Here is a 13033-nt window from a genome sequence, read left to right on the forward strand (position 1 = left end):
CTCCGAAAAATTGTGCTGTGTGATTAGGGTTAACGACACTTCTCCTGCCGCGCCTGGTGCAGCATATGAAGCGTAATTTTGCGAACCTCTTTCTGGCTTTGTGCGATATGCGCGGTCAGTCGGTCACACGCCTCCTCTACGTCGCGGTGGATAATGGCGAGCAAGATGGCGCTATGCTCGGCGTACGTTGCCGCCACACGCGGTGCCTGGGTGAAATCGAGGCGCCGCACGATGCGTATTTTTTCGGTCACTTCGCGGTGTACCCGCGCCATTTCCGGGTTCCCGGCGGCGCTCACCAGCGTCATATGAAAAGCTTCATCCCAGGGCGCGACGTCGCTGCCCTCCGCCAGGGCGGGAGAATCTATCCAGAAGCTCACCAGCGGCTGGAGCGAGGCAGGCATATCGCCTGCTGGCCGCTGGCATAAGCGCCGCACCGCTTCGCTTTCCAGCACCACCCTTAAGTCGTAAAAGGCTTCCAGCGCGTCGAAGTCCACCGGTTTGACCTGCCAGCCGCTGCGCGGCTGCACGTCGAGATAGCCCTCCTGCTCAAGGGCATACAGCGCCTGGCGCACCGGCGTGCGGCTGACGCCTACCCGGGTAGCGATATCCGATTCGCTAAACCGGTCCCCCGGCAGCAGCTGGAAATCGAAAATCGCCTGTTTAACGTGCTGATAAACCCGTCCGGCGATGCCTTCCTGCGCGAACATGCTCATTAACTGGCCGCCAGCCACAGCAGCGCGTCGCCGGGACCAACCGGACGGCCCTGCTGGCAGCCAATCGCAGTCACCGTGCCGTCGTTCGGGGCGCAGACCATCAGTTCCATTTTCATCGCTTCAACCACAATCAGCGGTTCGCCCTGCTTCACACACTGGCCTGGCTCAACGAGGATTTTCCAGATGTTGCCGTTGAGATCGGCGTTCACCCGCTGGCCCTGATGGGGGTTGTCGTCTGCGTCGATGTGGACAACGCTCGTGACGCTGTCACTTTCTTCATGTTGCCAGCGCGCGACTTCCTGGCTAAACGCCCTCTGTTGCCGCTCGCGGAACGTGGCAATATCAGCGGCGTTGTTCGCCAAAAACTGTTGATAAGCAGCAAAATCAAATTCACTTTCCTCAATACGCACGTCAGCGCGTCCTTCCCGGAAGGCTTCCCGGAATTCGGTTAACTCGGCTTCGCTGACCGGGTAAAAGCGCACCTGGTCAAAGAACTTCAGCAGCCACGGCTCCTCGCCAAACTGGCTGTTGCGCAGGAATTTGTTCCAGATAGGCAGCGTGCGCCCCACCAGTTGGTAGCCGCCGGGGGAATCCATGCCGTAGATGCACATGTACATCCCGCCGATGCCGACGGTGCCTTCAGCGGTCCAGGTGCGCGCCGGGTTGTATTTTGAACTCAGCAGGCGATGACGCGGGTCGATCGGCACCGCGCACGGCGCGCCGAGATAAACGTCCCCCAGACCGAGGATTAAATAGCGGGCATCGGCGATGATGCGCAGCACCTCGTCGCGGTCGCTCAGGCCATTGGCCCGGGCGATAAAATCGACGTTGTTCGGTAGCCAGGGCGCATCCGGCCGCACCGTTTGCTGATAACGCTCGACCGCCGCCAGGGTTGCGCTGTCTTCAAAGGCTATCGGCAGATGGACGATACGCGACGGGATTTTCAATGTCGCCACGTCACCCAGCGACGCTTCAAGGTGCAGGAGCAGCGCCATCAACTGGGACTGGGAAATATGCTGCCCGTCGTAGCGCACCTGTAGCGAACGCACGCCGGGAGAGAGTTCTTCCACGCCCGCGATATTTGCCTGGCGAATCGCCGCCATCAGCAGATGCACCCGCAGGCGCAGCGCCAGATCCAGCACGTTTTCGCCGTATTCAATCAGGATGTAACTGTCTCCGGCCTGCCGCCACACCACTGCCGGTCGCGAGGCGTCGGCTTCCCACTGGGCCAGGATCGCCGCGCTGCGGGTCATGCCCGGCGCAATTGACACCGGAATATCCGGCAGAGTACTGGCGGCGCACAGGTTGGTGACTGCCACCTGGTGGGCCAGCTCCAGAGACTGCGCCCAGGCGAAGCTCACCGGGTGGAAGCGAATTTTGTCGCCGGGTTTCACCTGGCCGACCTTCCACAATTCGGCTTTGGCGATGGTCACCGGACACACGAAACCACCGAGGCTCGGGCCATCGCGCGTTAAAATCACTGGGAAATCGCCGGTAAAGTTAATCGCGCCAATGGCGTATTCACAGTCGTGGACGTTGGACGGATGCAGGCCCGCTTCACCGCCGTCGGCCCGCGTCCATTCCGGCTTCGGGCCACTCAGGCGCACACCGAGGCGGTTAGAGTTGTAATGCACCTCCCACTCGGTGGCGAAAAACGTCTCCATCGATTCGGGGGTGAAGAAATCCGGCGCGCCGTGCGGCCCGTACAGTACGCCGATTTCCCACGTCTCGCCGTAGCTCGGGATCAGCGCCGGTTCCGGCATTTGCGGCAGCGCAATCGGCGCGGGCGTGGTGCAGGCCGCCAGTTCCGGGCGCGAAATCGCCAGGATGTCGGCCACCTTCAGGGTGCGACCGGCGTGGCCGCCAAACTGCCCGAGGGCAAAGGTCGAGCGGCTACCGAGGTACAGCGGCACGTCGATGCCGTTACGCACCGCCAGATAGGTGCGGCAACCGCGGGTGGCGCGGCCCAGCGACAGGGTTTGCCCGGCTTTGACGATAACAGGCTGCCAGTAGGCCACCGGTTGATCGTCCAGAAGCGCCGGGCAACTGGCGCCGGTCAGGGCGATGATCGCGTCGCTGTGAAAACGCAGCGTCGGGCCTTGCAGGGTAAATTCCAGCCCCGCCGCGCTCGGATGGTTGCCGACGATGCGGTTGGCAAGCTGAAACGCCAGATCGTCCATCGGCCCGGATGGCGGGACGCCGATATCCCAGTAGCCCGGTCGGCCCGGATAATCCTGCACGCTGCTCCAGGTGCCAGGCTCCAGCACTTCAATGGCGTGAGCCTGATAGCTGACCTCGTCCAGCAGCCGGGTCCACATCACCCCGGCTTTGAATTCCGGCAACACTGCCAGCTGACGTAGATAGTCGAGATTGGTGGCGATGCCCGCTAACCGGGTGGCGTCAAGCGCGCGGCGCAGCTTAAGCAGCGCATCCTGGCGATCCTGACCGTGAACGATGATTTTGGCGATCATTGGATCGTAAAACGCACTGACCTCGCTGCCGGTGCTGACCCAGCCGTCTACCCGCACATTGTCCGGGAAGCAGACCTCGGTAAGCACGCCGGGGCTGGGCTGGAAGTTTTTGAGCGGATCTTCAGCGTAGAGGCGCACCTCAATCGCCGCACCGCCGGGCGCACGGGCCATCGCTGGCCAGTCCAGCGGCTGCGCCGCCGCCAGCCTGACCATACATTCGATCAGGTCAAGACCCGTCACCATTTCGGTCACTGGATGCTCCACCTGGAGCCGGGTGTTGACCTCGAGAAAATAGAATGCGTCCTGCGCCGGTTCGTAGATAAACTCCACGGTGCCCGCGCTGCGGTAGTTCACCGATTCCCCCAGCGCCACGGCGGCGTTTAACATCGCCTCACGGGTCGACTGCGGCAAATTGGGCGCGGGCGTTTCTTCCAGCACTTTCTGGTTGCGGCGCTGAAGCGAACAGTCGCGCTCGCCGAGGGCCACGACTTTGCCCCTGCCATCACCGAAAATTTGCACTTCAAGATGACGCGCCCGGTCAATGCAACGCTCCAGAAACACGCCGTCATCGCTGAAGAACTGCGCACCCTGGCGCTTGACGGTTTGCCAGGCCTCGCACAGCGCCGCCATATCCTCACAGCGCATCAGGCCGATGCCGCCACCGCCCGCCGTGGTTTTCAGCATCAGCGGGAAACCCACCTCCGCCGCCTGTTCGCAGGCCTCTTCCAGGCTTTGCAATAGCCCGGTGCCGGGCGTCATCGGCAAACCCGCCTGAGCTGCCAGCGCCCGGGCGCGGTGCTTCTGGCCAAAGTCGGCGATCTGCGAGGCGTCGGGGCCGATAAACGTAATGCCCGCCATTTCGCAGGCAGCGGCGAACTCGGCGCGCTCGGAAAGAAATCCGTAGCCGGGGAAAATCGCCTCAGCGCCGCTCTCTTTTGCTGCTGCAAGGATCTTGTCGATATTCAGATAGGTGTCCCGTGCGCTGTCGCCGCCCAGGGCGATCGCCCGGGTGGCATCAGCAACGTGCGGCGCATTGCGGTCACAGTCGGAATACACCGCCACGCTCTCAATGCCCATGCGGTTGAGGGTGCGAATGGCGCGGCAGGCGATCTCGCCACGGTTGGCAATCAGTACGCGTTGAAACATGGCGTTCTCCTCAGGCGCTGTGGTGACGGGCGAGCCAGGCTTTCCAGCCGCCCCATGGCGTGATATCCGTGGCGTCGGCCAGGGCGTAGGGCTCGCAGATAAAGCCCTTCACCTGGCGACCGTCTTGCAGCGTCAGTGAGCCGATGCCCAGCGGCGCAGGCACTTCCGCCACCAGTTCGCCGAAGCGCGCCAGCGGCACGTCCCACAGTTCCACCACAATCGGCTGGCCCTGCTCGCCCCGCGCCAGGCCCGGTTTCGGCGGCGTGGTGTTCGCCAGGGCATACAGCTGATAGCGGGCGTCGGTAGTAGTTTCCTCGACAAAAACGGCATTGCGGGTGGTGAGCTGGACGTTAAGCGGCTGGCCGCGCAGGTGCGCGCCGACTACCGCCAGCCGGACAAATCCCTCCACGGCGGGCGGTCTGCCGGTGGGTAAGGCTTTTGAGGTTGCGCCTAACGGCAGCGGTAGCGCCTGTTGCCAGAGACGACCGAAATCCGCCAGCGCCGCGTCGTGCCAGGCCGGGGCAATTAAGGTGATGCCTGCCGGTAATCCGTCGGTGCGGAAATCCCCCGGCAGCGCCAGCGCGCTGAGGTCGGCGAGGTTAGTAAAATTGGTGTAGGTGCCGAACTGCGAGTTGTAGCGCACCGGCTCCTCAACCATCTCGTCGAGGGTGTGGATGGTGGGAGAGGTGGGAACCACCAGCGCGTCGAACCCGGCCAGCACGCTGTTGATTTCCCTGGCCAGCGCCGCGCGGGTGTATTCCGCCTGCCAGGCATCGCAGGCGCTGAAGCGCTTGCCGCCTTCGACGATGCCGCGCACCGTCGGGTCCATATCCTGCGGGAAACGCGCCAGAGTATCGCCCACCGCCACGGTGCGTTCCGCCACCCACGCCCCGGCATAAAGCTGTTCGGCGAGTTGGCGAAACGGCGTGAAATCAATCGGGATGCACTGGACGCCCAGCGCTTCCAGGCGCGTCAGGCTTTTGGCAAAGGCGGCTTCACTTAATGGGTCGCCAAAGAATTCAGGACGGTCCGGCACCGCCAGGCGCGGCTTAGGGCTAAAGCGGGCGGGCGCGGTATTGGGGTTTCGGCGCGAATACGCGTCTTCTGCATCAAACCCGGCGGCGATGCGGGCAACGTTAGCGGCATCATCAACGGTGAGCGCGAACACCGAAACCGTATCGTTCAGACGGCAGGCTGGCACTACGCCGCTCGCAGAGAACCAGCCTTTGGTCGGCTTCAGGCCCACAATGTTGTTAAAGCCTGCCGGAACCCGGCCTGAACCGGCGGTGTCGGTGCCGAGGGCAAACGGCACCAGCCCGCGCGCCACCACCGAGGCCGAACCGGAACTGGAGCCGCCGCTGACGTAGCGGGCATCAAAGGTATTGGGGACCGCGCCATACGGCGAACGGGTTCCCACCAGCCCGGTAGCAAACTGATCGAGGTTGGTTTTGCCCACCACAATTGCCCCCGCCGCTTTGAGTTTTGCTACCACGGTGGCGTCTTTTTCCGGCAGATACGCAAAGGCCGGACACGCAGCGGTGGTTTCAAACCCGGCGACGTCGATATTGTCTTTTACCGCAAACGGCACGCCCCACAGCGCGAAATCGTGGGGGCTTTTGCCCTCTTTCAGCCAGGTGGTTAATTGCGCAATTTGCGAATCGATTAATTGCTCGCTGGCGCAGCAAATCCAGGCGGGATCCTGTTTATTAAATTCATTTATAAGCTGGCGATAAATATCTGACAGGGCATCGACGGAGTGAGTACAGAAGTGTTTCCATTCATCGACAGTCATTACACCGGGCGAAGAAGAAAGTGGCATCATTGGCTGGCATCCCAACTGGTATACAAGATGGAATGAATAAAGCAATTGTGATGCCAATATTTATAAACACTTAAATATCAATTAATTAAATTATTTTCCTTGTTTTACAGATTTTCAGAGGAACGTCCAGAGAATAATTTGGTGCAAGACTGCATTAAAGCCGTGCAATAAAACAATATCCGCCTGAATTAACCGGCGGATATCACTTTTTAAGATGGCTGATGATTATCGGTAATAAGAAATGCCGATATTTACCACACTTCAGCGGCAATTTCCGTTACCAGACGGACTTTATTCCACTGCTCGGCAGGGGTAATAGCGTTGCCCTCTTCCGTTGAGGCAAAACCGCACTGCGGGCTCAGGCATACCTGGTTAAGATCGACATACTGCGAGGCTTCTTTCAGCCGCGCTTTAATCTGCTCGCGATTTTCCAGCTCGCCGTTTTTGGTGGTGATTAAGCCCAGCACCACCTGCTGTTTGCCCGGACGGATAAAGCGCAGCGGGGAGAAATCACCGGAGCGGTCGTTATCATACTCCAGGAAAAACGCGTCGACGTTAACAGTACCGAACAACACTTCAGCCACCGGCTCGTAGCCACCTTCGGCAATCCAACTGGAGCGGAAGTTACCCCGGCAAACGTGCAAGCCGATGGTCAGATCGTCCGGTTTGCCTTCCAGCGCCTGGTTCAGCACACGGGCATAAATCTGCGCCAGCTGGTCCGGGTCTTCGCCGCGATCGCGGATCTGCTGGCGCTGCTCGTCGGAGCACAGATAGGCCCAGACGGTGTCGTCCAGTTGCAGGTAGCGACAGCCCGCGTCGTAGAACGCGCGGATGGCGTCGCGCCAGGTCACGGCGAGATCGGCAAAATAGTCATCCAGATTCGGGTAGACGTTACGGTCAATGGCCGCCGCGCCGCCGCGGAAGTGCAGCACGCTCGGGCTGGGGATAGTCATTTTTGGCTCGGCGCTGCCGCTGACGCTTTTCAGGAAACGGAAATCTTCCAGCATCGGATGCTCGCCGAACGCCACTTTGCCGGTAACGCGCACGCTTTGCGCTTTGGTCTGGATGCCGGAGAACTGAATGCCCTGGTTCACTTCCACCAGCTCCACGCCCTGCAACGCGGCAAAGAAATCGAGGTGCCACCAGGCGCGGCGGAATTCACCGTCGGTGACCACCGTCAGGCCGCAGGCGCACTGCTCTTCCACACAGGCGCGGATAGCGTCGTTCTCAACCTGGCGCAGCTGGCTGGCATCGATATCGCCACGGGCGAACTGCTCGCGGGCGGTTTTGATCGCGTCAGGACGTAAAAAACTGCCGACGACATCGGCGCGGTACGGGGGAAGTTGGCGTTGCATGGTGTCTCCTTGACCCTGAAGATAATTGCCCAGGGTGATTGTTCGCATTATGAAGCTTTAGCCATCTGGACGGCTAGATGTATTCAGAGTGTCATGCGTCGGAGACGTGTGCAAACGAAGAAAATTCATCGCACATGAAGAAAATTCACGTTGGGTTGAGGATTGTTCAGGGCACCCGACCGGATGCCCATTAGACATCAGGCAAGCTGGCGCGCGGTAGGATAATCGGTAATCAATACGTCAATGTAGTTGCCCTTCAGCGCCCCGCGAATGGCGTTGACCTTCTCAGTGCCGCCCGCCAGCGCCACCACGTGCGGGCAGTTGCGCACCTGGCTCAGTTCCATGCCGATCACCGGATCTTCTTCTTTGCTCAGCACCGGTTCGCCCTCGGCATTGTAGTAATGCAGGCAGATATCCCCCACCGCGCCGCGCGCCGCCAGGGTTTTCAGCATCGCTTCGCCGTAGTAGTTGCCGGAATTTTTCAGCAATTGCGACGGTTCCAGATCGCCGATGCCGAGGATCGCCACGTCCACTTCACTAAATTTGCGCACCACTTCCGCCACGTCGTCGCTGGACACCAGCCGGGCGCGTTCTTCCACGGAATGCTCAATGCTTTGTGAAGGTAATAACCAGGCCTGGCAACCCAACTGCGCCGCAAGATTCTGGGTCAGGATGGTCGCCTGCACGTTGCCGTTCGGCCCGACGCCGCCGAGCAACTGGATCACCCCGCGCGCTTTGATGCTCTGGGGATGCAGTTCATCCACCATGGCGCGAATGGTGCTGCTCCATGAGGAAATCCCCACCAAATCGTCAGGCCGCAGGCGCGTTTCAACGTAATGCGCGGCGGCGCTGCCGATGGCGTGTTTAATTTGCGCGGATGATGCCGGTTCATCCACGTCCACCACGATCGCCTGGCGGATGCCGTATTTCTGCTCCAGCGCGTTCTCCAGCGACAGAAAAATATTCGGCGGTTGGATCACGCTGATTTTCACCACCCCTTCTTTCTGGCAGCGGGTGATGGCGCGCGAGACAAATGATTGCGAAAGCTGCAGAAGGCCAGCAATTTCAGATTGTTTCATTCCATCGACGTAATAGAGCGTGGCGATTTTCACCAGCAGCCGTTGTTCATCCTGTTTAGACATAGCACCTCCTGGATCCCCCTGTATTTTTATTCAAGACCGAATAAATAACAAGTAACGCCCTCTTTTGACCCATAAGTGAACAAATTGTGATCGCTTTCGCCTTTTCATCATTTCGCTGAATTGACCGTAGACAGATCAATTTCGGGGGCATATGGTTACATTGAATAATAAATCATGTTTGAATATATATTCAATGTGGAGATAAAAATGAAACACACCCTACTGAAAGCATCATTAGTGGCTGCGCTGTTTGCGGCTTCTGCCAACCTCTATGCCGCTGACAATGGACTGATTGCCATTATCACCCCTTCACACGACAACCCGTTCTTTAAAGCCGAAGCGGACGGCGCTGCCGCTAAAGCCAAAGAGCTTGGCTACACCACGCTGGTGGCCTCTCATGACGATGACGTGAACAAACAGAACCAGCTGATTGAAACCGCCATCGCCCGTAAAGCCAAAGCGATTATTCTCGATAACGCCGGTGCGGACGCCACCGTCGGCCCGCTGGAAAAAGCCAAAGCCGCTGGCGTTCCGGCGTTCCTGATTGACCGTGAAATCAACAAAACCGGCGTCGCCGTGGCGCAGATTGTGTCCAACAACTATCAGGGCGCGCAGTTGGGTGCGGAGAAGTTCGCCAAACTGCTCGACGGCAAAGGCAAGTACGTTGAGCTGCTGGGCCGCCAGTCGGATACCAACGCCCACGTGCGCTCCCAGGGCTATCACGACATCCTCGATGACTACCCGGACATGAAGATGGTGGCCCAGCAGACCGCCAACTGGAGCCAGACTGAAGCCTTTAACCGTATGGAAGCCATTCTGCAAACCCAGCCGGATATCGTCGGCGTGATCTCCGGTAACGACACTATGGCGCTTGGCGCAGAAGCGGCGCTGAAAGCGGCGGGTAAAACCAACGTGATCGTGGTGGGCTTCGACGGCAGCGACTATGTGCGTGATTCGATTAAAGCCGGCAGCAACATCAAAGCCACCGTTCTGCAACCGGGCTGGGAGCAGGCGCAAATGGCAGTGGTTCAGGCGGATTACTACCTGAAAAACGGCAAAGCCAAAGAGCAGGAAAAACAGTTGATGGACTGCGTGCTGATTGACGATTCAAACGCATCCAAACTGAACACCTTCAAACTGAGCAACTAAGCCGGAGGTTGTATGTCGTTGAAACAATGGGGTATTGGCGTGCTGTGTTGCAGTACCCTGTTGCTGACTGCCTGCCGGGTGGTGGATCTGGACGAGAATGGTAAACCGATCATTCCGCCAGATCCCAACGCGAAAGCGAGTTTCGCTAACATGACACCCGCGCAGATAGCGCAACAAACATGGGACAGCCGGGTCAGCGCCCCGGCGCGCGACCATGCGCTGGATGCCGCGACGCTGCCAAACAGCCCGACGCCGCAAAGCGTGTTTGTGCGCCTGCACAGCAACATCGAAAAAGTCGATTTGACCAACCCACGCGAACGGTCGGTGACCGTGACGCTGAACAATAAGCCGCTGGAGGTCCAGATTGGGCCGCTGATCAGAGGCAATGCGGTGCGCGACGCCGCCGGTTTTAAATTTGAGGATTTCACCAACCAGGTCCAGTTTGCTCAGCTTTCCAAAGCCTATAACCGCGAAGCGGTGAAACACCTGCCGCCGGTTGACGCGTCCTGGCAGCAGCAGCCGGTGACGATGCTGATCGCCGGCAACCTGAAAGATGGCGTGCTGTCCGACGCCGTGGCGCTGGATATCCAGAAGGGAGCGAAATAATGCAAGACCCGATTGTTTTGCGCACCCGTGGGGTGTCGATGCTGTTCCCTGGCACCGTGGCGCTGGATAACGTCGATTACAACGTCTGGCGCGGCAAAGTGAATGTGATTATCGGCGAGAACGGCGCGGGGAAATCCACCCTGATGAAAATTCTCGCCGGGGTGCAGCAGCCGAGCACCGGCGCTATCGAACTCAACGGCAAACCGGTGCATTTCGCCAATACCCGCGACGCCGCTGCCCACGGTATCGGCATGGTGCACCAGGAACTCAACCTGTTTGAAAACCTGACCGTGGCGGAAAACATTTTTCTGGGCCGCGAATTGCAACAGGGGCTGAAGCCGATTGACGAAGCCACCCAGATCCAGCGCAGCGCGGAATTGCTGAAGCGACTCGACCAGCCGATCTCGCCAAACGAGCAGGTGGCGAACCTGAAAGTCGGCCAGCAGCAGCTGGTGGAAATCGCCAAAGCGCTGGCGGAAGACGCGGACATTTTGATCCTCGATGAACCCACCTCGGCGCTGAGTAAAACCGAAGTGGAAATTCTGTTCCGGGTGATCCGCGAGCTGACCCGTCAGGGCGTGTCCATCATCTATATCTCTCACCGTCTGGAAGAGTTGATGGCGATCGGCGATGTGATCACCATTCTGCGCGACGGCAAGTTCCAGGCCGAAGCCCAGGTGAGCGATATCGACGTGCCGTGGATCGTGCGCGAAATGCTCGGCAGCGAGCCGGTCTCCAGCTTCCTGACGCCGGGCCGTGAGTTTGGCGCGCCGGTACTGGAAGCGGAACACATCACCTGCGTCAACGCCTCGGGCAATGCGGTGGTGGACGACGTGACCTTTAACGTCCGCGCCGGGGAAATCGTCGGCATTTACGGGCTGATGGGCGCGGGGCGTACCGAGCTGTTTGAGTGCCTGCTCGGCACCAATCGCAACTACCTCGGCAAACTGTGGCTCGACAGCAAACCGGTGCCGCCGCGTTTATCCACGGCGGAGCGCATCCGCATGGGGATGAGCCTGGTGCCGGAAGACCGCAAACGCACCGGTATCTTCCCGATCTCGTCGGTGGCCAGCAATTTGACCATCGCCAGCCTGTGGCGGCGCTTGCAGAGCGGTTTCGCAATTTCCCGGCGCGATGAGGAACAGGTGGTGGCAACCACCATCGGCAACCTGTCGATTAAGGTCTCCTCGCCGGAAGTCGAAATCCAGGCGCTGAGCGGCGGCAACCAGCAAAAAGTGGTGATTGGCCGTTCGCTGCTCACCAACCCCAAGCTATTGCTGCTGGATGAACCCACGCGCGGTATCGACGTAGGTGCCAAAGCCGACGTATTCCGCATGATGGTGCAGCTCTCTGAACAGGGGATCGCGGTGGTGTTCTCCACCTCGGACCTGAAAGAAATTATGGCGGTGTCGGACCGCATCCTGGTGATGTCCGGCGGCAAAGTGACCGCTGATATTCCCCGTGAAAACGCCGAAGAGTCGGCATTGGTTTCCGCTAGTGCACAAGGGTTCTGATATGAAAACGAATGAGACCGTCGCGCTTAACGCAAGACCCGCCTCGCTATTCAGTTCGCGGGAAAATATCCTCCTGCTGCTGTTGAAGCTGCGCACCTTTATTGCGCTGTTTTTGATAGTCGGCTTTTTCTCCATCATGGTGCCGGACTTCCTCGCGATGGGCAGTATGGTGATCATGATTAAACACATTGCCATCAACGCCTTCCTGGCGCTGGGCATCACCTTTGTGATTATCACTGCGGGCATTGATCTGTCCATCGGCGCGACCCTGGGGCTGTGCGGGATGATTGCCGGGTGGCTTATCACCAAAGGCATCGTGCTGCCGATGTTCGGCATCGCGATTTTCCCCAGCGTCTGGGTGATTGTGCCGTTAGTGCTGCTGATTGGCGGGCTGATTGGCGCGACCAACGGCTGGATCATCACCCGTTATAACGTGGCCCCGTTTATCTGCACCCTCGGCACCATGTACGTGCTGCGCGGCGCGGCGATGCTGACCTCAGGAGGCGAAACCTTCCCCGGCCTCTCGGGTAACCCGCAGTTGGGCAACACCGGTTTTGATGAAATCGGCGCGGGTAACTTCCTTGGTATGCCCTGGGCCATCTGGATGATGATTGTGCTGGCGATTGCCATTGCCTACGTGGCCCGTCGCCTGCCGTTTGGCCGCCATGTCTACGCCATCGGCGATAACGAACGCGCTGCCGAACTGTCCGGCGTAAAAGTTAAACAGGTAAAAATTTGGGTCTACACCCTCTCCGGTTTCTGCGCCGCTATCGCCGGGATTGTGGTTTCCGCCCAACTGGTGGCAAGCCATCCGGCCAACGGTACGGCGTTTGAAATGAACGCTATCGCCGCGGTGGTGCTCGGCGGAACGTCACTGGCAGGCGGACGCGGCACCATTCTCGGCACCCTGGTCGGCGCGTTTGTTATCGGTTTCCTGGCCGATGGGCTGGTGATGATGGGCGTCAGCGAGTTCTGGCAGATGGTGATCAAAGGCATCGTGATTATTGTGGCGGTGATTATCGACCAGATGCAAAACCGGATGCAGCAAAAAGCCGCCGTGGTGGCCCAGAAAGTCGCGATGGAAGGCAACGCAAAAGCGTAGCGCGTCACAGATT

General features: G+C 59.4%; 9 protein-coding genes. 4 read left to right on the plus strand and 5 right to left on the minus strand.

What is annotated here, in order from left to right:
* Positions 1-29 precede the first annotated feature (29 nt).
* The 5 genes from ACVV26_RS11735 to ACVV26_RS11755 form a co-directional block, all read right to left on the minus strand.
* Positions 30-713 carry a GntR family transcriptional regulator gene (locus tag ACVV26_RS11735; protein ID WP_474797145.1) on the minus strand — a complete coding sequence of 228 codons (684 nt, stop codon included), beginning with the start codon at positions 711-713 and terminating at the stop codon, positions 30-32.
* Positions 713-4330 carry an urea carboxylase gene (gene uca, locus ACVV26_RS11740; protein ID WP_474797147.1) on the minus strand — a complete coding sequence of 1206 codons (3618 nt, stop codon included), beginning with the start codon at positions 4328-4330 and terminating at the stop codon, positions 713-715. Before uca ends, ACVV26_RS11735 begins: the two co-directional genes overlap by 1 nt.
* 10 nt (positions 4331-4340) lie before the next feature.
* Complete coding sequence (gene atzF / locus ACVV26_RS11745; protein WP_474797148.1) at positions 4341-6122, minus strand: allophanate hydrolase; 1782 nt, start codon at positions 6120-6122, stop codon at positions 4341-4343.
* A gap of 281 nt (positions 6123-6403) precedes the next feature.
* Positions 6404-7507: a cobalamin-independent methionine synthase II family protein gene (locus tag ACVV26_RS11750; RefSeq protein WP_474797149.1), complete on the minus strand. Its 1104-nt coding sequence runs from the start codon at positions 7505-7507 to the stop codon at positions 6404-6406.
* A gap of 197 nt (positions 7508-7704) precedes the next feature.
* Complete coding sequence (locus ACVV26_RS11755) at positions 7705-8649, minus strand: sugar-binding transcriptional regulator (protein WP_474797150.1); 945 nt, start codon at positions 8647-8649, stop codon at positions 7705-7707.
* A 207-nt stretch (positions 8650-8856) separates the two neighbouring features.
* On the opposite strand from ACVV26_RS11755, the gene ACVV26_RS11760 reads away from it, so the two are divergent.
* The 4 genes from ACVV26_RS11760 to ACVV26_RS11775 are packed head-to-tail and all read left to right on the plus strand — an operon-like array spanning position 8857 to position 13020.
* Positions 8857-9798 carry a D-ribose ABC transporter substrate-binding protein gene (locus ACVV26_RS11760; RefSeq protein WP_125293367.1) on the plus strand — a complete coding sequence of 314 codons (942 nt, stop codon included), beginning with the start codon at positions 8857-8859 and terminating at the stop codon, positions 9796-9798.
* Between the two features lie 12 nt (positions 9799-9810).
* Positions 9811-10404, plus strand: coding sequence for a DUF2291 family protein (locus ACVV26_RS11765; protein ID WP_474797151.1), 594 nt, complete (start codon positions 9811-9813; stop codon positions 10402-10404).
* The gene (locus ACVV26_RS11770; protein WP_474797152.1) at positions 10404-11918 is read left to right on the plus strand and encodes a sugar ABC transporter ATP-binding protein; all 1515 of its coding nucleotides are present in this window, start codon (positions 10404-10406) and stop codon (positions 11916-11918) included. Before ACVV26_RS11765 ends, ACVV26_RS11770 begins: the two co-directional genes overlap by 1 nt.
* 1 nt (position 11919) lies before the next feature.
* Positions 11920-13020 (plus strand): ABC transporter permease, encoded by a 1101-nt coding sequence (locus tag ACVV26_RS11775; protein ID WP_125293369.1) that lies wholly within the window; start codon positions 11920-11922, stop codon positions 13018-13020.
* Positions 13021-13033: the final 13 nt, after the last annotated feature.

It is taken from the genome of Atlantibacter sp. MEI4A-1023, from assembly GCF_056155425.1.